Below are 20,381 nucleotides of genomic sequence, written 5' to 3'. Positions count from 1 at the left end.
TCTTGCTCGTTTTCCATAACAACAGATCACTAAATGCTATACCACGTACAAGAACTTTATGGGTAACGGGATGAACTAGACCCGCCACCCAATGTGTTCCTTTTACCACATCACCTTCTTCTTGTAAAGCGAGGATCGGCTTTATCAGAATTTTATTTCAATAAGTTCGCCTTTTTGCCCAAAGGGTTTGCGGATTTGTGGTACCTCCTGCGAAAATAGCATCCGATCTTTTGAATTTCAGGAAAAATGAAAAAGGTTCATTGTTTGATCGTTTCCTAATCGCGGCCTTGCTGAACGATTCATAAAAAGTAGTTTCCTTGGAAATTATTCTATTGACAATAGTTTCCATGGAAACTATATTGATTTTATGAAAAGCCCTCGACCAAAGGAAGTCAGTGATTTAAAAAAACATATTGGCTTTTGGATGAGAATTGTTTCCAACAATGTTTCGCAGTCTTTTGCTAAAAAATTAGAAAGCAAAGATGTGACCGTAGCGGAATGGGTTATTCTTCGTGAAATGTTCGAACACCAAGAGCCGATTGCACCGAGCTACATTGCGGATCTAACGGGACTTACGAGAGGTGCCATTTCGAAATTAGTAGACCGTTTGTTGGGGAAAGGGTTGCTAACTCGCAAGGAATCTTCAAATGACCGTCGTTATCAGGAGATCGAGCTTACCAAAGAAGCAAAGCTCCTATTGCCAAAATTGGCGTCGATAGCCGATGAAAATGATGAACAATTTTTTTCGGTTCTAAGTTTATCCGAACGGAAAACTTTAACGGAACTTTTGAGAAAAACCGCAGAGTTCAATCAACTTACAAAATTACCCATTGAGTAAAGGAGAAGATATGAATATACAAACACTTAAAGAAATAGTTGATCTGACCTTGGCGGGGAAAATTACATTCCCACAAGTAGTAGGTATTCTGTTGAAAGAGAACGTAGAGTCCTATCATGTGGATTTTGTTAGAGCGGAAAACAGATATTATACGGCAAATGGAGAAAGCCATTTGGAACCTGTGCCTCATCAGTTTCCTATCGTGGCAGAAGATTTTTCCGCCGAAGCGGTCAACACTTCCCTAAAAAATGATCCGGAATGTATCTACCTAATTAACCTAATGAAATTATCTTTGTTGCATTAGGTTAACTCCCCTGTAACCGATTTCCGAATGAAATAGATCGGATACAAAAGTAAATACAAATTCGGAAGCCACCAGGTAATATCGAAGTCCAATCGTATCCCCCAGAATGCAATTGCCTGAAGACCGGAAGAGAATGTTAAAACGAGTGAAATCAAACTAATCGGTTTCCAGGCTGAATTTGCCTTTCCATATAAATACAGACTGAAGAGTCCCGAAAAGGAAATCAATAGATCAAGTGGAAGAAATGACCAATTCCAACTAACAAGTAACGGGTTGTTATAATCTTTGAAAAGCCATTCGTCCGGTATGATATGCAGGATTGTGATGAACCAATACAATACAAAACCTATGTCTGTGATAAGAAAAAAAGGGCGTAATGTTTTCATTTGAACGAGTCTTTTATTTTGACTGATCGGATATGGAAAAAGTGGTTTATTTTTGGTTCAATCCTTTCTGATCATAAAAATTCGGAAAGCAAATCCAACTCTTTTGCCATAATCATCTCCGTTTGCTTTTGAAAATCAGATAGGTTTCCGTAAGTTCTACTTCCACGGTTCGGATCAACTACATCCGTGATTCCTCTCAAAATGAGGATGGGAACCTGATTCTTCGTGCAGATCCTTGCAATGGACGCTGATTCCCAATCACCAGCTAATGCGTGATATTTGTTCATTAGAAATTTCAGATGATTCGGATCAATGTCCTGATCGGCGGAAAGGATCGTTCCAAATTTTAAACCGGTAATTTGATTTAATTTTGCAAGGTCTACTTCATGGCTTTTTATATCTGTAGTATAATGACGGATTGCCGCTTCCGAATCTCCCATTCTTTCCATAATATCATAAACGACAGTTTGATTTACATATAGAATCTCTCCTTCTTTTATCTTGCCGATAAAACCTCCTGCCGTTCCCAAGTTGATCACAGAAGTCGGTGAAAATTCAGTAATCGCCCATTGCGTGGAAGCAGCGGAATCGATTTTACCCCAACCTCCTTGGAGAAACAGAGTTGCTTTATCATCGCCCGATTTGTTTTTTAATGTGTATGAAAAATATTCTCCGTACGGGCTGTGAAGAATTATTTTCGAATCGATGTTCAAGGTTTTTTTAATGGAAACCCATTCACTGTCAGCGGAAATAATAATGAGAGTATCCGGTTTTGAAACGAAACATTGAATTTGAAATATGGATAAAATCAAAAGAGCTATCATACTTTTTCTCGTTCGATCCGTATAAAACATTCTAATAATCTTTTTTCTTACCGCAGAGAAAATTTGAAGATTGAAATGAGGTTGGTTCGGATATTCATAATATAGTATTCCCCGCCCGATTGAGGGTGGGGAACTAGACCCGCCACCCAATGCGTCCCGTCCCTTCTACCATACCGCCTTCCCTTTGTAAAGCAGGGATGCGATTTATCCCGATTTTATTCAAATAAGTTCGCCTTTTTGCCTTTTTAAATCTCTTCCCGAATGGGAATCCCTTCTTTTCTTAAAATTCGCAAAGCATTCGTAGTATGGGAAATCCCTTCCCGGAGTTTGTAATCAAATATCATTTCACCATTTAATTCTAGTTCTGTGAAATGAAATGGAGTCGCTCCTTCTATTTCTGCAATTTGTAAATCATGGGTGGTTAGAAAAACGATCGCCCCTTTTTCTTTTAATGCAAATAGAATTTCTCGGGTTGCAATTTGCCTTTCTTTGGAATTGGTTCCTTTTAAAATTTCATCCAAAAAAAGTACGGACAACTTCGTATCCGGCTTTGTTTCCCTGATGATCCCGGAAAGCCTCCTTACCTCCGAATAGAAGAAAGAGATTCCGTTTTCCAAAGAATCTTGGGAACGGATCAACGTATGGATTTCAAAAGGGGCTATGGACATTCTGGTTCCGGGAATCGGTCCGCCGCTTCCGGCAATTAACAGACTCACTGCGATGGCGCGCAGATAGGTTGTTTTTCCCGACATATTGGAACCGGTAATGATGAACAAACCGCCTCTTCCTACTGTTGGTAAAACATTAGTTATACGGTGATTAGTTCCGATCAGAGGATGGCCTAGATTTTCAGCTTCAATGATACCTTTGTCATTCCATTCGGGAAAAGCCATATTAGGATTTAAAAAAGAAAGATTCGCAAAAGGAAGGAGAGAATCCACACGGATCCAATCTTCTTTCAATTCCGTCCATAGAGGAGCCCAATTGAGTTTCCATTTTTCAAAACGATTCACTTTCCAAAGATCCCAAAGAAAGATCGCATTCAAAAGAAAATGCGGAAGCGGTGAAATAATCCATTCGGAAGAATTGCCCAATTTTTCCAAAGCACGGGACATCTTTTGAATTTCCACCCTTCGTTTTGGATGCAATCGTTTCCAAACGGATTCGAAATTTTCCAAACTTTGGTTTAGATTTTGAATTTGTTTCCAAACTTTAAGAGAATTTTTTCGAAATCGTATAAATAGGATTAGGTTAACAAACAATAACAACGGAGCAAACGGCAAAGAAAAAAAGGAACTGAGAAGTAGCCAGAATGGAGTAAACACTCCTAGAATCGGATAAAGAAACCTGAGATAATTTTGTTTTTCCCAAAAATGGAAATCTTTGGCAATGTTAAAAAAGGGAATTTTCTCTTTAGTATCTTCTCCGTAAGGAAATGCCTTTCGCAGCAATTGGTAGTTCAAAGATCTGTTTTTCAAAAGTTCTTTTACTTTTGTTTGTAAAATTTTCGGATCTTCGTTCGTATTTTGCAATAGCCGGTTTAAAAACAAATCCCAACTGTCTTTTGTGACGGTCGTATCGAGATATGCAAATAACCCTTGTTTTGTGCACAAATCCAAATCAACGGAAAGGGGATGGTTTCTTACCGCTTCTGGAAATTCCCAGACTTCCAAAGAAGGGATTTTTTTCAAAACCCCTTTCTTTCGATTCAATTCCCTTTCGATGAGAGCTAAAGTTTTTTCCAGTCCCGCAAGATGGTGTTTCCGTTTTTGGTAGATGGAAACCAGAATCGCAAAACAAAGAATCGGTATCCCGAGAAAAGCATAATGTAAAAATTCCGATTTGTTTAAATAAAGTCCGAAAAATCCCACGATAATGGAAAAAAATACGAACAACCGAACGCGAGAAAGTCTTTGTAACCGGGATTTTCTTTTGGGAATGAGCGAGGAATAACGTTTCTTTCTGAAATTTAAGAAACTTGTGGGGAAATCAGGCGAATCTGTGTCGTTCGTAATTTTCTTCTTCTCTTTTGGTAATTTCTAAATCAAGTACTCGAACAAGGCTGCCCAGGTCATTTAATCTCCATTTGTCGATCAATTTCCCTCTTTCTCTACCTGAAAACTTGTCCAAATAGAGAGTTCCAAACAGATCTTCGCCGTATTCATAGGCGACGAAACGGCCATTTCGCTTACCTGTAGCATTGATCATTCGAATCGTCATAGACGAATACCAAAAACAGAATGAAAAAAAATAGTACAAGCAAAATTTTTTACTTCAGTATTTTCCTTTTCCTGCGATATACATATCGGGGATAGGACCACTTGTCACGGATGATGAGCCCTAACAAACAAACACCCCAGGAACCAAGGACGCACGGAGGCCGACATGGATTTCTACCCAGAAATGAACCCGGAGCTAAAAAGCTCTTTTACACGACAAGACCGCTTTTTTTCTAATATAGAGAGCGAAACCCTGCTTCCCCAGCTCGGTCTGAAAGCACGAAACCTGCTGGATTCCAGACAAATGGACAAATTGACCGAAATCAGAAAACGCCACCTAAAAAAAGGGCACCAACAGAATAAATTCTCCTGGGACTAAGTTCTTAAAAATCTCTTGACCATCTGAAATTTGGATTTAATATTAAGTCCGTTTCAGATGGGAGAGATATGGCAAATAACCTAGCAGAAGTTTATAAAGAGTCTTCGGAGAAATTCGGAACCAAGCCGGCATTTTGGTATAAAAATGCGGCAAAAGAATACCAAGCCATCACCTACAAAGAACTTTACGAAGATGGTTTAGCGCTCGCGGAGGCACTCATTGATTTAGGTGTGGATGCCCGGGATCATGTAGGAATTCTCGCAGACAATCGAAAAGAATGGATCGTTGCTGACTGTGCTGTATTACTCGCAGGGGCTGCCAATGTACCTCGCGGATCAGATATTACTGATTCGGAAATCGTTTATATCCTCAATCACTCGGGGGCAAAAATTGTTTTTATTGAAAACGACAAGGTTTACGAAAAATTTAAAAACAATAAATCCCAAATCAAGGGAGCCAAGACTGTCATCATTCTCGATCAGGATTCCAAAATCAAATCCGGCTCCGGAGTTTTGCATTTTCCGGACTTGTTAAAAAAAGGGAAGGAGTTGCGTAATAAGGGGAAAAAAGAAGCGGAAAAACGTATTTCCAAAATCAAGCCGGACGATCTATTCACTCTGATCTATACTTCCGGGACAACGGGAATGCCGAAAGGCGTAATGCTTATGCATTCCAATATGATCCATCAATTGCATTACGTGGTTCCGAATGTTGCAAAAGTAACACCTGAAGATCGTATGTTGTCCATCCTTCCCGTATGGCATATCTTTGAAAGAGTTGTGGAATACTTCGCGATCGTAAACGGAGGATCTACTTATTATACGAAAGTTACCGACCTTCGAAATGATATCCAAAAAGCGAGACCTACTTTTATGGCTTCGGCTCCTCGTGTTTGGGAAAGTATCTATAACGGAATTTACACAAGGATCAATGATCCGAAACAGACTCCTCCTGTTCGAAGATTGTTATTCAAAGTAGCTTACTTTTTCTCCAAACACTACCACTCCTCCATCCGTTTCTTAAAAGGTTTGGAAGTGGATTATGAAAACAGAAACATCATACAATCGTTAATCGGCGGTGCAATCGCTCTTGTCAAACTTCTGGTAACCGCTCCTTTCAGCTTAACTATATTAGGCGGAATAGTAGGATATTATTTGAGTTCCGCAGGAAATTCTCTTTCCACGGTTGCTTATGTTATTTCCGGGCTGGGTTTGATTTTAAATGTATTCACCTTGGATCGGATTGTATTATCCAAGATTCGCCAAGCGACAGGCGGTCATTTGAGAGCGACTTTATCCGGCGGAGGAGCATTGCAAAAACACGTAGATGCTTTCTTTATGGATATTGGTATTACCGTACTTGAAGGATACGGAATGACTGAGACCAGTCCAGTGATTTCCGTTCGATCATTTGAGCGTCCGGTTATGGGTTCTGTGGGAGATATTGTTCCTCTCACTCAAGTTCAGATTCGGGATGATGCCGGCAAGGTTCTATGCCATATAGACGACAAACGAAATATTATTTCGGGCAAACAAGGGCTTAAGGGTGTAGTTCACTTGAATGGACCGCAAGTGATGAAAGGTTATTACAAAAACCCGGAAGCTACTGCAAAAACCATAGTGGACGGTTGGTTGAATACCGGTGATATAGGGATGATCAATTTCAAAAAGACTTTGACTCTCACCGGTCGCGCCAAAGATACAATCGTTCTGTTAGGTGGTGAAAACGTAGAGCCAGTACCGATTGAAAACAAAATCGACGAATCTCCTTTTATCAAACAATCCATGGTAGTAGGGCAGGATCAAAAAGTATTGGGTGCCATCATTGTTCCTGATTTTGACGCACTTACTGCTTGGGCGGCGGACAACGGAATCACGGAAACCAAACCTGAAAAACTCATTACCGAACCGAAGGTAGTCGATTTTTATAAAAAAGAAGTTCGTAATTTCAATAGTGTCAAAACAGGTTTCAAAAACTTTGAACAGGTTCAGTATGTTACCATTATCACCAAACCTTTCGAAGTTGGTGACGAGCTTACAAACCTGATGAAAATGAAACGTCATGTCATTACTGAAAAATACAAAGATCGGATTTTGGAACTTTATAAAAACAGCTAATGTCCATCTTTGCCGAGATATTTCATGGGGAACGCGTTCTGGAAATCAGGATGCAGACCAATGAAAAGAATACTTTTGATCTGAATGCTTTTTCCACATTCGGCGGTCTTTTGAAAAAGCATGCGCAAAATGAAAACTTGCGCGCAGTTTTACTTACCTCCGCACAGACTCAGTTTTTTTCCAATGGAATCGAGCCGAGCCTGATGTACGGAAAGTCGGATGCGGAGATCAAAGAAGCGGTCACTATTTTGATTGGAACCGTTTCGGATTATTTTCTATTTCCCGTTCCCACCATTTCCATTATCAACGGACATTGTATGGCGGCGGGAGCGGTTTTTGCATTATTCTCTGATTACCGTTATATGGTGGATAAGGGGGCAAGGATAGGATTTTCAGAAGCAATCGTGGGTTTGAATTTTCCTTCCGTTCCTACAATGGTATTGAAAGATCTTGTGGGTTATAAAAATGCACGTGATTTATTATATACTGGCAAACAAATAAAATCCCCCGAAGCGAAAGAGATCGGTCTTGTAGACGAACTTTATCCCGCAGAATCTTTGTTTAACGAAGGATTGAAATTCGCCAATTCCCTTGCAAAGCTTACTTATAATTCAAGTCGTGGAATGAAAACAGCACTTCGCGATTTTTATCATCCTATTCTTTCCAAAGTGTTCGAACAGGATATACAGCATTTTGCACGAACCATCCAAACCAAAGACGGGCAAGAAGGTTTTCTATCTCTTTTGGAAAAACGAAGACCAAATTTTATTACTTAATTCTTAATCCCTCAGTTTATCCACCTAGCCTATGAGCTTCAGCAAGGAACAAGGGATTTATCTTTGAATTCTCTTTTTTAAAAGTTCGGGAACTCCGGGGCGAAAACTTGGGTCTATAATACGAACCATTCTTTCTAAATCCTGAGGACCATTGCAATTATCCGAAGTTTCCATACGCAATCCTATTTTTTCCTGGATGATGATGATAGGAATCATCCTTTTGGGATCTATCGGGCTTTCCCGTTTGGGATTGTCACAAATGCCTAATGTGGATTTTCCCATTGTAAATATCGCTCTTACTTTGCAAGGAGCCAATGCATCCGTTATGGAAACGGATGTTGTCGATCCGATCGAAGAAGTGCTTTTGACTGTGGAAGGAGTGGCGGAGATCCGATCCACATCAACCGATAGCGCTGCAACCATTACCGTAGAACTTGAGTTAAATCGTGATGTGGATGTCGCATTGCAAGAGATCCAAACCAAAATTGCCCAGGTTCAGAATAAACTCCCCACCGCACTAGACCCTCCCGTTCTTCTCAAATCCAACCCCGACGACAACCCGATCATCTGGGTTGCATTGACCGCCGAAGGCAGAACGGAACAAGAGAAGATGATTTATGTTAAATCCGTATTAAAGGATAAATTCCAGGAATTGCCGGGAGTAGGAGAAATCATTTTAGGTGGATATGTAGACAGAGTCATAAATGTTTATCTGGATCCGAACCGATTGGCCGCCGCCGAACTTACTGTAGATGATATTACAAATACTTTACTCGAACAAAACATAGAAGTTCCTTCCGGAAAATTACAAAATCAAAAATCGGAAATCTCACTCCGTGCCGTTGGAGATGTTCCTACTGTGAACCAACTTTCCAATATCTTTATTAATTCCAGAAGCGGTGCTGCGATGTTTCGACCGGTTCGTCTGAAAGACGTAGCCACCATTGAAGATGGGTTAGATGAGATTAAAAAGATAGGCAGGTTCAATCAGATTCCATCTGTAGGACTTGGGATTAAAAAAATAAAAGGATCCGATGCAGTAGCGGTTGCCAACAGAGTAAAAGTCAAAATGGAAGAGTTGAAATCCACACTCCCTCGCGGATACAACCTTTCCATTGCAAATGACAACACTACATTTATCAAAGACTCCGTAGATGAGCTCATGTTTACTTTGTTGCTCTCTATTCTTCTTACCGGTTTTGTTTGCAGATTGTTTTTGGGAAGTTGGGGAAGTACGGCAAACGTACTACTTGCCATTCCGACTTCCATCATAGGTACATTTTTAGTTTTGTACTATGCAGGATTTACTTTAAACACATTTACATTGCTCGGACTTTCTTTAGCGGTGGGAATCGTAGTGGATGATGCCATTATGGTTTTGGAAAATATCAGCAGACATAGAGAGATGGGAAAAACATGGTATCTTGCCGCTTTGGAAGGAGCGTCTGAGATTCGTTTTGCGGCGTTGGCAGCAACCCTTGCCATCATCGCCATCTTTTTGCCGGTGGCATTTATGTCGGGAGTCATCGGAAGATATTTTCTGGAATTTGGAATCACTGTAGCCGCAGCAGTCGCACTCTCTCTTTTCGAAGCGCTTAGTTTCACTCCTATGCGTGCTTCCAGGTACAGGGAAAGAGAAACAAAAAAGGGAAAATCCAAGAAACAGGAGACTATCGGTAATCCTTCCAAGTGGAATCTGTCCAATTACAAAGATTCTAAATTTTATAGCATCATTGCAAAGACAATCGAGTTCTTTTCCTTATTCAAAAGAGTGGACCCTTTGGTGGAAAAATTTTTGCGAAAAGCGGAAATCTTTTATGCCCGGGTAATTGATTACGTGATTGTTTTTCCCAAAACCATTTTGTTTGTTGCGACGGTTCTTTTTATTTTATCTCTCGGATTCTTTTTGGGCCTGAAAAAAGAATTTATCCCTCCTCAGGATTTGGGAAGATTCGTTCTTCGTGCTAAAATGCCTGTTAGTTCCTCGATCTTTGCCACAAATGAAGCGATGAAAAGAGTGGAATCCCATCTGATGGCAAAACCTGAGATTGAAAAGTATATGGGAACCATCGGAGGATTTGACGGAACGGAATCGAACGGAGCTATGTTTTTTGTTTCGATCAAAGAGATGGGAAAAAGACCGATCAATAAAAGGACTGGAAAAGAAATCACGCAAAACGATGTATTCGCAGATTTGCGGAAGGATTTGAAAATCCTGGTTCCCGAGGCAAAATTTTCGATCATAGATATTTCACAAAGGGGTTTCAGCGCAGGCAGAGGATATCCCATCGAACTGGTATTAACCGGTCCTAGTTGGGATGTTCTTGCCGATGTATCGGTTAAAATCCGGGAAAGATTGGATAAAGAAGGAATTTTACAGGACATTGATACGGATTATGTATTGGGCCAGGAAGAGTTGAGGATTTTGCCCAATCGGGATGCCGCTGCCGCAAGAGGCGTTAGTATGGCTAACATTGGTAATACGATCGGCCCTCTTATGGGCGGCAAGAAGGTCAGCCGTTTTACGGAAAACGGAAGAAGTTATGACGTAAGAATTAAAATCAATAAAGATCAGGGGGAAAATGCAGAGATCATCCCCAATATACGGGTCAGAAACGTACACGGTGAATTTGTCCGTTTAAAAGACATATTGATTTTAGAAACCAAAAATACTTTAAAAAGTATTACAAGGGTTAATCGGGATCGTGCGATCAAATTATTCGGAAACCCTCCTCAGGCAATCGGGCAGAATGCCAGTTTGGAAAAATCACTTGATGTTGCAAAAGAGATGTTGCCCGAAGGATATGCAGTGCAAGTGTCCGGTTCCGCCAAAACAGCGAACGAATCCACAAGCGGACTTATGTTTGCACTCGTGCTGGGTATTGTCATCTCGTATATGATTTTAGCAAGCCAATTCAATAGTCTAAAACAACCGTTATATGTTTTACTTTCCATGCCTTTTAGTTTTTCAGGAGCTCTTGTCGCACTCTTTATTACTGGTCAGTCTTTCAATATGTACAGTTTTATCGGACTCATTATGCTTCTGGGACTTGTGAAAAAGAATTCCATCTTGCTCGTCGAATTTGTAAATCATGTGCGGACGCAAGGCAAAACGGTAGCAGAAGCGGTTCGGGAAGGTTGTCCTGTCCGTTTGCGTCCGGTGCTTATGACTTCATTCGCTTCGATTGCTGCTGCGATTCCTCCTGCTTTGGCACTCGGTCCCGGAGCGGAGACCAGGGTTCCCATGGCTGTGACCATACTAGGAGGACTCGTTCTTTCCACTTTGGTAACGTTTGTTGTGGTTCCTGCGGCCTATTATCTGATGGAAAAAGAAAAATGATGAATGAACGCAAACTAACTACCATTTGTCTGTATTTGTTTTCATTTTCGATTTTTATACTTGCACTGTTTGCCTTTGGGTCTTGTTCTTCCCGCCCGGAAGTAAAACTAAATGACGGAGTTGTAGAAGAAAGCTTGAAAAAAATAACAGGGGTTACGACAAAGGACTTGGAAATTGCTCTCGAAAAAAAATCACTTTCTTTGGATGATTTATTCGTTTTGGCCGTAGAAAGAACGGAAAGAATCGCTTTGAAAGACGAAGCGACTAACCAGGCAATGGCGGGGAAAGATAAAGCATTTGCAGGCTTTCTTCCAACTCTTTCCTATGTTTATAATAAGTTTTACTCAATCCCGGGTCATACCGCAGAACCGAGTTTGGTGGAAAATTATAGAACTTACCAATCCATTCAAAACGCCGATTATCTGTCTTTGGTGCCTTCTACGACGACTTCTTCTTTGCCGCCGACAGTCGGTGCCGGTTCCCGTTTGTTGCTCAGTTTTCCTTTGACCGGGGGGCTTACCGCATATCAGGATTACAAAGCTTATAAAAGTTTAACAGATCAAAGGCGAATGGAAGCTAAATTTGAAGCCGGCAGAATGTATTTGGAACTGGCCCAAGGGTATTTTAATGTTCTGCAACTGGAAGAAAGTTTAAAATATACAGCCGAGGCTTTGGAGTTGAATGCTGAATCCGTGAAAGAAAGAAGAAGATTATATGCATTAGGCCGGATTATGCGATCGGAATTACTCAATGCGGAAACAGGACTTACCAATGCGCAAGCCATTTTGGAAGATACCAAGTTTCAATTGGAGCAGGTGCAAACGACTTTGGCCACGATGGTAGGTTTCGATACCAAAATCAAACTGGCAGGCATAGCAAGTCCGCTCGAAAAAATTCAAATCGGAAAAGTGGATGAATATTTGCCAAAGAGATATGATGTCATTTCCACTCAGAAAGGAATTGAAGTGGCGAAGGCAAATGAAAACAAAGCTTGGTTCGGATTTTCTCCGAATGTGGCAGTGAACACGTATTATTCGTTTCCTATGGAAGGTCAAACGAGAAACAAAGATGTGACGGCGCAATTGGCAGTGACTATGCCTCTTACCCCTTTAGGGCAAATGGCTGATTTGAAAAATGCGGAATCCGCCACCAAACAAGCGAAGTTGAACGCTTCTCAAACCAGAAGAGCTGCTCTCCAAGAGATTCAAAATGCGACTCAAAGTCTGGAAAACTCGGAGCGAATGTGTATTATCTATGAAAAGGCTTATCAATATGCGAAAGACAGTTTGGCAAGTCAGGAATCCGGTTATCGAATGGGCCGCGCTAGCCTAGTGGATGTAATTTCGACGAGGCTCGCCACTTTGAATTCGGAAATCACTTTCAAAAAATCAAATTACCAAAGGTTTCTCAACCGGGTGGCATTGGGAGTTGCGATTGGAGAGATTCCTAGAATCCCGGAGGAAAAAATCCAGATTGGTACGTCTGATTAGTTTACTTAGCAAATATCCAGTATTTTGGCATATGTATCTGTTATAACGGACTTGTTGTGTAGACCTTGACTTTCCATTATGGCAATAGATAAGACAAACCAAAAGAGGTGTATGTTTTCATGAGTGCAAATCATTACTATAATGCAAAGGATCTGGCAAAGTTTCCTGAAATCGGAAGAGTCAATAAAGACTTGGCGGACAAATTTTTCGCTTACTACGGTGCTGTTATGGCGGAAGGCGCTCTGAGTGAGAGAGAAAAAGCTTTGATCGCGCTTGCAGTTTCCCATGCTTTAAAGTGCCCTTATTGTATTGATGCTTATACTGCAACTTCTTTACAAAAAGGTGCCGATGAAGCACAAATGAATGAAGCGGTTCATGTTGCTGCGGCAATGGCGGCGGGAATCAACTTGGTTCACAGCGTTCAAATGCATAACAAAATCGATGAACTTTCTATCTAATCGGTAGTTAACAAGAAGGAGATAGTCTATGTTAGTTGATGAGCAGATGAATATTCTGGGATCTTATCCTGATTCTTTCGGAACAAAGATTAGAATCGGAACGGATGCAAAGAATCCTTTGACGGGATTAACATTGACTACTTTTCAGATCAACGTAGGTAAATGGTGCAATCAAGCATGTAAACATTGTCATGTGGACGCATCTCCGATTCGAACGGAAATGATGACAAGAGAGACGATCGACAAATGCCTCTCTATTATCAAATCCGTTCCCGAGATTCAAACCGTTGATATTACCGGTGGGGCACCCGAAGGAAATATCCATTTCAGGTATCTTGTGGAGGAAGTTCGCAAACTTGACAAAAAAATAATCGATCGTTGCAATCTTACTATTTTGGAAGAAAAAGGGAATGAAGATCTCCATGAGTTTTTGGCTGCAAATGACGTGGAAATTTGTTCTTCCTTGCCTTATTTCAGTCAATCAAGGACCGATCAACAGAGAGGGGACGGAGTCTTTAATAAATCCATTACCGCCTTGCAAAAGTTAAATAAACTCGGATACGGTATCAGGCTTCCTTTAAATTTGGTTTATAACCCTGTTGGAGTTTTTTTGAGTTCTGCGCAAAAACAATTAGAGCGTGAATTTAAGGAAAATCTGGACAAAAAGTACGGAATCGTATTTAACAATCTTTATTGTATTAATAACATGCCCATCAATCGCTACTTAGGCGCTCTTGTAAGAACCGGTAAGTTTGAGACTTATATGGAAACTTTGGTCAATGCGTACAACCCGATGACATTGGAAGGTTTGATGTGTCGCCACCAAATTTCAGTCGGGTATGATGGAAAAATTTACGACTGCGATTTCAACCAGATGTTGGAGTTGGAAGCAAAACCAGTTTCTCATATTAATAATTTCGATTATGAAACATTTGTGAATCGCAACATAGTGGTGGCGAATCATTGTTTCGGATGTACCGCCGGTGCCGGTTCCAGTTGTGGTGGGGAAGTCGCCTAATTGCCAGAAAGGCGAACTTAAATTTAAAATTTTCAGTGATTTTGAGAAAGCTGTAGCCAATCAACATTTTTGTGTTAGGTGTTTTACGGCAAGCCCACTGGCCCAAGCCCAGCACAAACCAAGTGCGAATGGGACAAACGGGTTCGTTAATACGAACTTTTAGAAATAGGAACGAAAATTGCAGGTTAACGAGTCTTAAAGCATAGTAAATTGCTGGAAAAGTTTAAATCGTGCAGGTTCCGCAGTCGAAATTCTGATTTTCTAGAGTTCTTTTTTGTCTGTTTTCCCTGGATTCTTCCTTTGATAAAACGGAATCTTTGTTATGGCCATTATAAATTTCTTCAGGGGTTAGTAAGTAGTTTCCGACTTTGTTCGGCCTCTCCGAGTTGTATACAGAGATCCAGGATTTCATCATTTCATCTAACTCTTGTAAGTTATGAATTTCCTGGTGATAAAGAAATTGGTATTTTATAATTTTGTTCAACGCCTCGATCTGACTGTTGGAAAATGTAACATCTTTCTGTGCAATGATCTTGTTGATTGCTACACCACTCTGGTTGATCCATCCGTTCAATTCTCCTTTGTTCTCAGACCCTCCGTCGGTCATTAAATGAACGTAGCTAGTTTCTTTGGAAAGATTGAGATTGAGGATAGGAAAAAGATCCGGCATCGAAAGAGCTTGCAGGTCATTTCCTAATGTTTGAAATGCTTCCCGGATCATATCTTTGCAAACACTACTGGAAACAAAGCCCCTGTGCGTCGTAAAATTATCTAGCCCATTCCACACGAGTCAATGAATTGAATGCGAGCCAATAAAGAGCGTGTCGTAAATGTTTGTTACACGAACGTCGCATAACAACCAGCTTCTGCGATTTCCCGCTTTGCCTGGAAATTGGAGATGTTCCTGCATATGCCTGAAAAGCCCGATAATCCCGGAACCTTCTTGATTCATCGGAGAGTTCCGCAAGAAGAGTCGCGCCTATCATGGTTCCCATTGCAGGAATGGAACTGAGAATGCGGCTACCGGAATGATTGTTGTAAAGACTATCAATATCTGAATTCATTTTTGCAATCTGATGATCAAGAAGATTGATCTGCTCGATTAAATGAATTGTATATACGATACATTCGGATTGCCTGCTTGTTTCATACTCAGGTGATTCATAATTAAGATTTTCATAAATTTGAATTTTTCTTTTTTCACTCCATCTGATATTTTCAATCCCAACAAGAAATGAATCGAGAGATAAAGACCTAAGTTTTATAGGCGACTCTAAAAAAGAAGAAGGGATAAAACCGGTTTTGTAATATCCCTAAAAATCCTCGAAAAACCAAAGGTATAGAAGCCGCTTCTTGCATAGATCTCGTCCCCGACTTTAAATCGTTGCGCATTGGATCCGACCTTGACCACAACACCAGCGGCCCAAATCTGAACCAATACTTCGTCTTCTCGAATTTCCGGATCTGCCATTTCAATCGACTTTAAGCCGGTTTTTTTTTCCGTAACTGTCGACAATATGTGCTTTCATGTTATTTTCCTTAATACTTAATTGTAAAATGCAAGTAATTCTGAATTAATAGACTTGCAAAACGCAAGTGATAAAGAAATTTTTTATGACTCCAATTAAAAAAAGATCGGATTGTCCTATTAGTTGTTCCCTCGATATGTGGGGAGACAAGTGGTCCCTATTGATCGTGAGGGATCTGATGTTTGCGAAAGAATGCACCTATGGCGATTTTCTAAAGTCGGAGGAAGGAATAGCGACAAACATTTTAGCGTCAAGATTGCAGACACTCGAAGAAAATAAGATCATAGCAAAACAAGCTCACCCCGATAGCAAAGCGAAAGTGCTATATAAGTTAACCCGAAAAGGGATAGATTTGCTTCCTATACTCATTGAAATAAATTTATGGGCTGAAAAATATTCACCCATACCCGCAGATAGAAAGGCTATGTTGAAGGAAGTGAAAAAGGATAAGGTCGGATTCATTAAAACGATGACCAAAGGATTAGAGCGACCCTGATCTGTAAACAGATCAGGCCGATATGAATCGCATAATTCCGAGAATGCGGGTCACCAAATAGTGATCTTATTTTTATTCATGCTTGATTCACTCGTTTTAGAATTGCGGCTTCAAAAGTATTATAAGCATACCGATGTAGTGCTAGAAAAATCGATGCACCTTTTCCTATAGGATAACTGAATTTAGGAACTTTTTCGTGCACGATCTTTATTACCTGATTTACGACAGGCTCCGGACCAGGCGCGTTATCAAATTCCTTTTTCATGAATGTTGAGATCTTTTGTCGGTATAAATCGTATTCATTTATATTTCCGGTAGCTCTAGATGCATTTTCACCGATATTGGTTTTGAAACCCATGGGCTCAACCATGCACACCTTGATGTTAAATTGATTTAATTCAAATCGCAGCGCTTTAAAATAACCTTCCAAAGCATGTTTTGAAGCTGAGTAATAAGCGACATTCGGAAGACCTATTAAGCCTAAGATTGAACCGACTGTGATGATTTTTCCGCGCCTTTGCTTTCTGAAATATGGCAACAGCTCGTTTGTGAGTTTGACGGTTCCCCAAAAGTTTGTTTCCAGTTGCTGTTTTCCCAATGCGACGGAGGTTTCTTCGGCAAGCCCTGTTACCAAATACCCTGCATTATTGACGAGCACATCCAGTTGATCAATTTCGTTGAATAGCTGCTTACCGAAAGATTCGATCGAATGATCATCGGAAATATCCAATGATAATAATTTGAAAGGCAATTCAGATTGGTATTTTTTCGGATTACGGCTCGTACCAATTACACTATGACCGTCTTTATGGAGTCTGTTGGCGATAAGTAATCCGATACCGGAAGAAGCCCCGGTTACTAAAATTGTTTGTTTCATTTTTTGTTATCCATAATCATACTTGCATTTTGCAAGTATGATGGCATCAATCTACTTGCAAAATGCAATCATTTTTTTTTGTTATTTCTATGGTTGAATTTTAAAAAGTTCGGATGATCCGATTTATTACGATGACTTGGGTTCAAAAAAAGAATTATCTTCGATCGAAATCGATCCGTACTCTTGAGTATTACGGATCGTTTTATTTCCTTTTTGGCTCTTTCAACCGAAAGACGTTCTTGTGAATTATTCGAAAGAAGCGATCAAACATTCCGTAGATGTGTTTTTTGAAGTTTCGATTTCCGAAATGCCTAAATAAAGTTTGCCCCGTTTGCAAACCGAAAATAAGGCAATAAGCGAGGCACCCTGAAAACCGGATTCAAGGCTGCCGAAAAATCAGTTCAAAACTTTTTCAAAACAAACCGCTGTGAGATCGGACTTCCATTTGCCAAAACTGGGGATAGGTTCGAAGCCCATCTTTTTGTAAAAGGCGATTGCCTCAGGTTGAGGCTCACCTGCACGTAGTTTGATGCTTGTGTAACCGGTTTCCGTAGCAAAGGATTCCACAGTTGCTAAAAGTTTTTCCGCGATCCCTTGTTTTCTGTGGTTTTTTGACACAAACATCAGATCCAATTCGCTTTCTTCTCCTTCGAAGGGCAAAAGAGCGATGCTTCCCACGGCAGTCTCCCCATCATAGGCGATCCAAACCCCCGACCAGTCTTCCGCAAAATCTTTGGGCTGATAGGGGTTGGGTGCTTGGAACGAATAACGTGTTTGGATTTCTTCCCAAAGAGCATTGCTCATTTTGTAAACAACCGGTGAATCGGATTTTTCTTTTTTGATTTGAATCTCTGCCATACAGTATATTAGTTTTGTTTGACAAAAGGGACTATGTCGATCAGTATTTGTCAGTGAAAACCATTATGTCCAATCCATTTGTTGAAGAAACCCTCGAAAAATTATCTATCCTAGGAAATGTGACCGCCAGAGCTATGTTTGGCGGTCATGGTCTCTATCTTGACGGAGTTATGTTCGGTCTTGTCGCCGAAGATGTGCTGTACTTAAAGGTAGACGATCAGACTATTTCCAAATTCCAAGCGGCCGGTGGACGACCTTTTACCTATGACGGAAAAGAAGGCGCTCCGGCTGTGATGAGTTACTGGACTTTCCCGTCCGAAGTTTGGGAATCTCCGGAAGACTTGAAAGAATGGGGAGAGATTGCATACCAAGCAGCTGTTAGAAGCAAGCCGGAAGCAGCAGCTCCAAAGCCGGAACCAGTAGCGAAGACCGTTTCTCCTGCTCCACAAGCAAAGAAATCCGCCCCTAAGAAAAAGGCTACAAAGAAGAAAGCAAAACCCGCTAAAAAGAAGGCAAAGGTAAAGGTAGCCAAGAAAAAAGCGAAGGCGAAAAAGTCCAAGCCGACTCCTAAAAAATCTAAGAAAGCGGTAAAGAAGTCTTCTAAAAAACTTGTTTCTAAAAAGAAGAGCATCAAGAAGAAGCCGGTAAAAAAGGCCAAAGCTAAAAAAGCGGCTAAGAAGAAAAAACGATCCAAATAAGATCGTTTTATTATCAGCTATGCACAACAAACCGATGTTATTTCGTTTCAATTTTTCCGGAATCCGGATAACGTCGGTTTTGTTTTTAGCAATGTTTGCCTCCTCTCTTTCCGCTGAATGCAAAACTCCTTTTACGGAAGAACAGAAAATCGAATCGTTGATCATCGCCGTACAAAAATTAGACGGCGTGTTTATTCGGAATGGAGAAGAACATGGTGCCAAAAAAGCTTCGGAGCATCTTCGCTACAAATTAGACTCCGCCAAAAAATCCTTTTTCGCCCCGGATCCCAAGGATTGGACTGCAAAACTATTTATAGAAAAAGTCGCATCCAAATCGTTTCTCTCGGGAGAAGTGTATCGTATTAAATGGAAGGACGGTAAAACTCTGACTTCTCAAGCTTGGTTGGAAGCAGAACTGAAAAAAATAAACGAATCCTGTAGATAGCTAGCGGCAATACAGCGAACATAAGTTTCATATTCATTCATTTCTTTAGCGTATCAATTTCCATGGCTCTCTGGAAATCTCTTTCTTTAAAAATTCCAATCCGTCTCTCCTGGATTTGAACTGAGGACTGAATCTATATACTTCGGCTACATCCCGCACTTCATCGGATGCTGCGAGTAAAACAGGCATCTGTTTCCATTCGCCCGATTCTTTCATCTTTTCGGAGAGATCCAGGTAAGCATGGATTCTTCCTTTGTTCAAAGAGTATTCGATTCTATTTTCACATCTGCATAGATTTTTTGCGTTGGAAAGTCCGCAGTGGGTTCCTAAAAATTCACTCATTCGGATTCGTGCGCGTGAGAGTTTTTTGCGAAAGTTAGCTGGCGTTATATCCATAATCCAGCCTCCTTCGTCGCTTGTTACCTGAAATACTTCTCCTAACAAAAACGCAAGTCTGTGATTTCGTTTCAAACAGAGTAACATCGCGTGAGTACATGCAGCCTGGACATTCATCGCAAGATAAGAAGTGGTTTCGGAAAATTCGGTTTGAATCGTTTGCGATTTTTGCAGTTCGGAATGAATCAACCTGAAATTGACCCGGGACAATTCTTCTTTGCTCTTTTTGAAATTGATCAGATGGTTTGTTGCGATCCGGTAGACCCACGTGGAAAGTTTGCTCTCTCCCCGAAATCCGCCTAGATTTGTAATGACTTTGATCAGTATTTCCTGGGTGGCATCTTCCGCATCATCAGGGTTCCATAAAAACTTCAGAGAAAGGGAAAATATCTTTTCTTGAAATACTTTGACCAGTTTTTCCAGGGACTTTCTGTCCCCTTTCAAACAACCGTCTAACAAATCTAAGTGCGGATCATCAATCATCTACTTTTTGTTTGCAAGATAAGTTACGATTAGTGCGATAATCGCCGGACTTCCCTGGGAAATGATGATGGAAGGTTTTGCAGTAATAGCTCCGAAAATTGCAGCAACAATAATGCATCCCAAAAAGAAAACGGTTGTGTCGTACTTTTGAGATTTGTCGGAAATAAATCCGAGTGCCCAGATGAGTCCCGCCGCCAAAAATCCGTTATATAAACCTTGGTTTTTTGCGAGCGTTGCCGAAGCACTTGCCACTTCCGGAGTCATTTTAAAAATTTTCAAACCCAGTTCGCTTTGCCAAAGGAACATTTCTAAAACTAGGATGAAAAGGTGTTCTACTGCCACAAACCCGACTAAAATTTTTGATGCGATATTCATTAAATCCTCCTGATTTAGATCTTTTGACAAAGATAGAATCGCATTTTGTGACAGTTTCCAGAAAATTTTTTCTTT

General features: G+C 40.6%; 22 protein-coding genes. 12 read left to right on the top strand and 10 right to left on the bottom strand.

Features of this window, described 5'->3' with window-relative positions; translation table 11 throughout:
- The first annotated feature begins 367 nt into the window (after positions 1–367).
- On the top strand, positions 368–838 hold the full coding sequence (locus EHS11_RS13235) for a MarR family winged helix-turn-helix transcriptional regulator (protein ID WP_210413690.1): 471 nt from the start codon (positions 368–370) through the stop codon (positions 836–838).
- Positions 839–848: 10 nt separating this feature from the next.
- Entirely contained in the window at positions 849–1,142 is a 294-nt protein-coding gene (locus EHS11_RS13230; RefSeq protein ID WP_135764886.1) for a DUF1398 domain-containing protein, read from the top strand.
- Here EHS11_RS13230 and EHS11_RS13225 read toward each other — a convergent pair.
- The 4 genes from EHS11_RS13225 to EHS11_RS13210 all read right to left on the bottom strand — a co-directional run bounded on the left by EHS11_RS13225 (position 1,139) and on the right by EHS11_RS13210 (position 4,572).
- The gene (locus EHS11_RS13225; protein ID WP_135764885.1) at positions 1,139–1,528 is read right to left on the bottom strand and encodes a DUF5360 family protein; all 390 of its coding nucleotides are present in this window, start codon (positions 1,526–1,528) and stop codon (positions 1,139–1,141) included. The genes EHS11_RS13230 and EHS11_RS13225 overlap by 4 nt on opposite strands.
- Before the next feature lie 71 nt (positions 1,529–1,599).
- Positions 1,600–2,352 carry a 5'-methylthioadenosine/S-adenosylhomocysteine nucleosidase gene (locus tag EHS11_RS13220; RefSeq protein ID WP_167884441.1) on the bottom strand — a complete coding sequence of 251 codons (753 nt, stop codon included), beginning with the start codon at positions 2,350–2,352 and terminating at the stop codon, positions 1,600–1,602.
- A 245-nt stretch (positions 2,353–2,597) separates the two neighbouring features.
- Positions 2,598–4,247: a MutS-related protein gene (locus EHS11_RS13215; protein WP_246047875.1), complete on the bottom strand. Its 1,650-nt coding sequence runs from the start codon at positions 4,245–4,247 to the stop codon at positions 2,598–2,600.
- Positions 4,248–4,341: 94 nt separating this feature from the next.
- Entirely contained in the window at positions 4,342–4,572 is a 231-nt protein-coding gene (locus EHS11_RS13210; RefSeq protein ID WP_109022201.1) for a hypothetical protein, read from the bottom strand.
- Positions 4,573–4,737: 165 nt separating this feature from the next.
- Here EHS11_RS13210 and EHS11_RS13205 point away from each other — a divergent pair, with 165 nt between their 5' ends.
- The 7 genes from EHS11_RS13205 to arsS all read left to right on the top strand — a co-directional run bounded on the left by EHS11_RS13205 (position 4,738) and on the right by arsS (position 14,149).
- On the top strand, positions 4,738–4,950 hold the full coding sequence (locus EHS11_RS13205) for a hypothetical protein (protein WP_210413689.1): 213 nt from the start codon (positions 4,738–4,740) through the stop codon (positions 4,948–4,950).
- Positions 4,951–5,018: 68 nt separating this feature from the next.
- Positions 5,019–7,067, top strand: a complete 2,049-nt coding sequence (locus EHS11_RS13200; RefSeq protein WP_135764883.1) for an AMP-dependent synthetase/ligase — start codon at positions 5,019–5,021, stop codon at positions 7,065–7,067.
- Positions 7,067–7,843 carry an enoyl-CoA hydratase/isomerase family protein gene (locus EHS11_RS13195; RefSeq protein WP_135764882.1) on the top strand — a complete coding sequence of 259 codons (777 nt, stop codon included), beginning with the start codon at positions 7,067–7,069 and terminating at the stop codon, positions 7,841–7,843. The genes EHS11_RS13200 and EHS11_RS13195 overlap by 1 nt, the downstream gene beginning before the upstream one ends.
- Before the next feature lie 151 nt (positions 7,844–7,994).
- Positions 7,995–11,183, top strand: a complete 3,189-nt coding sequence (locus EHS11_RS13190) for an efflux RND transporter permease subunit (protein WP_135764881.1) — start codon at positions 7,995–7,997, stop codon at positions 11,181–11,183.
- Positions 11,180–12,673, top strand: coding sequence for a TolC family protein (locus tag EHS11_RS13185; protein ID WP_246047874.1), 1,494 nt, complete (start codon positions 11,180–11,182; stop codon positions 12,671–12,673). Before EHS11_RS13190 ends, EHS11_RS13185 begins: the two co-directional genes overlap by 4 nt.
- 119 nt (positions 12,674–12,792) lie before the next feature.
- Positions 12,793–13,131: an arsenosugar biosynthesis-associated peroxidase-like protein gene (locus tag EHS11_RS13180; RefSeq protein WP_135764880.1), complete on the top strand. Its 339-nt coding sequence runs from the start codon at positions 12,793–12,795 to the stop codon at positions 13,129–13,131.
- Positions 13,132–13,159: 28 nt separating this feature from the next.
- Positions 13,160–14,149, top strand: a complete 990-nt coding sequence (gene arsS / locus EHS11_RS13175) for an arsenosugar biosynthesis radical SAM (seleno)protein ArsS (RefSeq protein ID WP_135764879.1) — start codon at positions 13,160–13,162, stop codon at positions 14,147–14,149.
- A 223-nt stretch (positions 14,150–14,372) separates the two neighbouring features.
- Here the strand turns inward: arsS and EHS11_RS13170 are convergent, their stop codons facing one another.
- Both EHS11_RS13170 and EHS11_RS13165 read right to left on the bottom strand, forming a co-directional pair.
- Positions 14,373–14,870 (bottom strand): integrase core domain-containing protein, encoded by a 498-nt coding sequence (locus EHS11_RS13170; protein ID WP_135764878.1) that lies wholly within the window; start codon positions 14,868–14,870, stop codon positions 14,373–14,375.
- Positions 14,871–14,916: 46 nt separating this feature from the next.
- Entirely contained in the window at positions 14,917–15,213 is a 297-nt protein-coding gene (locus tag EHS11_RS13165; protein ID WP_135764877.1) for a transposase, read from the bottom strand.
- Positions 15,214–15,763: 550 nt separating this feature from the next.
- On the opposite strand from EHS11_RS13165, the gene EHS11_RS13160 reads away from it, so the two are divergent.
- Complete coding sequence (locus tag EHS11_RS13160; RefSeq protein ID WP_135764876.1) at positions 15,764–16,174, top strand: winged helix-turn-helix transcriptional regulator; 411 nt, start codon at positions 15,764–15,766, stop codon at positions 16,172–16,174.
- Between the two features lie 76 nt (positions 16,175–16,250).
- Here the strand turns inward: EHS11_RS13160 and EHS11_RS13155 are convergent, their stop codons facing one another.
- Positions 16,251–17,051: an SDR family oxidoreductase gene (locus tag EHS11_RS13155; RefSeq protein WP_135764875.1), complete on the bottom strand. Its 801-nt coding sequence runs from the start codon at positions 17,049–17,051 to the stop codon at positions 16,251–16,253.
- 396 nt (positions 17,052–17,447) lie between these two features.
- Positions 17,448–17,909: a GNAT family N-acetyltransferase gene (locus tag EHS11_RS13150; RefSeq protein WP_135764874.1), complete on the bottom strand. Its 462-nt coding sequence runs from the start codon at positions 17,907–17,909 to the stop codon at positions 17,448–17,450.
- A 14-nt stretch (positions 17,910–17,923) separates the two neighbouring features.
- Between EHS11_RS13150 and EHS11_RS20030 the strand changes: the two genes are divergently transcribed.
- On the top strand, positions 17,924–18,607 hold the full coding sequence (locus EHS11_RS20030; RefSeq protein ID WP_210413688.1) for a TfoX/Sxy family protein: 684 nt from the start codon (positions 17,924–17,926) through the stop codon (positions 18,605–18,607).
- 34 nt (positions 18,608–18,641) lie between these two features.
- Positions 18,642–19,052 (top strand): DUF5329 family protein, encoded by a 411-nt coding sequence (locus EHS11_RS13140; RefSeq protein WP_135764873.1) that lies wholly within the window; start codon positions 18,642–18,644, stop codon positions 19,050–19,052.
- A 45-nt stretch (positions 19,053–19,097) separates the two neighbouring features.
- Here EHS11_RS13140 and EHS11_RS13135 read toward each other — a convergent pair whose 3' ends face one another.
- Together EHS11_RS13135 and EHS11_RS13130 are read right to left on the bottom strand one after the other, a co-directional pair.
- A complete protein-coding gene (locus EHS11_RS13135; protein ID WP_135764872.1) occupies positions 19,098–19,931 on the bottom strand; it encodes an RNA polymerase sigma factor in 834 nt (277 codons plus the stop codon).
- Positions 19,932–20,306, bottom strand: coding sequence for a DUF1304 domain-containing protein (locus EHS11_RS13130; protein ID WP_109022119.1), 375 nt, complete (start codon positions 20,304–20,306; stop codon positions 19,932–19,934).
- Positions 20,307–20,381 lie beyond the last annotated feature (75 nt).

This window comes from Leptospira ilyithenensis, assembly GCF_004771005.1.
Classification (GTDB): domain Bacteria; phylum Spirochaetota; class Leptospiria; order Leptospirales; family Leptospiraceae; genus Leptospira_A; species Leptospira_A ilyithenensis.
The sequence above is the reverse complement of the archived record's forward strand: the minus strand, read 5'-3'. Positions and strand labels throughout refer to the sequence as shown.

Excerpts from the sequence above, each read along its gene's own strand:
- EHS11_RS13235 (WP_210413690.1), top strand. The coding sequence starts at position 368 with ATGAAAAGCCCTCGACCAAAGGAAGTCAGTGATTTAAAAAAACATATT.
- EHS11_RS13230 (WP_135764886.1), top strand. The coding sequence starts at position 849 with ATGAATATACAAACACTTAAAGAAATAGTTGATCTGACCTTGGCGGGG.
- EHS11_RS13225 (WP_135764885.1), bottom strand. The coding sequence starts at position 1,528 with ATGAAAACATTACGCCCTTTTTTTCTTATCACAGACATAGGTTTTGTA.
- EHS11_RS13220 (WP_167884441.1), bottom strand. The coding sequence starts at position 2,352 with ATGATAGCTCTTTTGATTTTATCCATATTTCAAATTCAATGTTTCGTT.
- EHS11_RS13210 (WP_109022201.1), bottom strand. The coding sequence starts at position 4,572 with ATGACGATTCGAATGATCAATGCTACAGGTAAGCGAAATGGCCGTTTC.
- EHS11_RS13205 (WP_210413689.1), top strand. The coding sequence starts at position 4,738 with ATGGATTTCTACCCAGAAATGAACCCGGAGCTAAAAAGCTCTTTTACA.
- EHS11_RS13200 (WP_135764883.1), top strand. The coding sequence starts at position 5,019 with ATGGCAAATAACCTAGCAGAAGTTTATAAAGAGTCTTCGGAGAAATTC.
- EHS11_RS13195 (WP_135764882.1), top strand. The coding sequence starts at position 7,067 with ATGTCCATCTTTGCCGAGATATTTCATGGGGAACGCGTTCTGGAAATC.
- EHS11_RS13185 (WP_246047874.1), top strand. The coding sequence starts at position 11,180 with ATGATGAATGAACGCAAACTAACTACCATTTGTCTGTATTTGTTTTCA.
- EHS11_RS13180 (WP_135764880.1), top strand. The coding sequence starts at position 12,793 with ATGAGTGCAAATCATTACTATAATGCAAAGGATCTGGCAAAGTTTCCT.
- arsS (WP_135764879.1), top strand. The coding sequence starts at position 13,160 with ATGTTAGTTGATGAGCAGATGAATATTCTGGGATCTTATCCTGATTCT.
- EHS11_RS13170 (WP_135764878.1), bottom strand. The coding sequence starts at position 14,870 with ATGATCCGGGAAGCATTTCAAACATTAGGAAATGACCTGCAAGCTCTT.
- EHS11_RS13165 (WP_135764877.1), bottom strand. The coding sequence starts at position 15,213 with ATGAATTCAGATATTGATAGTCTTTACAACAATCATTCCGGTAGCCGC.
- EHS11_RS13160 (WP_135764876.1), top strand. The coding sequence starts at position 15,764 with ATGACTCCAATTAAAAAAAGATCGGATTGTCCTATTAGTTGTTCCCTC.
- EHS11_RS13155 (WP_135764875.1), bottom strand. The coding sequence starts at position 17,051 with ATGAAACAAACAATTTTAGTAACCGGGGCTTCTTCCGGTATCGGATTA.
- EHS11_RS13150 (WP_135764874.1), bottom strand. The coding sequence starts at position 17,909 with ATGGCAGAGATTCAAATCAAAAAAGAAAAATCCGATTCACCGGTTGTT.
- EHS11_RS13140 (WP_135764873.1), top strand. The coding sequence starts at position 18,642 with ATGTTATTTCGTTTCAATTTTTCCGGAATCCGGATAACGTCGGTTTTG.
- EHS11_RS13135 (WP_135764872.1), bottom strand. The coding sequence starts at position 19,931 with ATGATTGATGATCCGCACTTAGATTTGTTAGACGGTTGTTTGAAAGGG.
- EHS11_RS13130 (WP_109022119.1), bottom strand. The coding sequence starts at position 20,306 with ATGAATATCGCATCAAAAATTTTAGTCGGGTTTGTGGCAGTAGAACAC.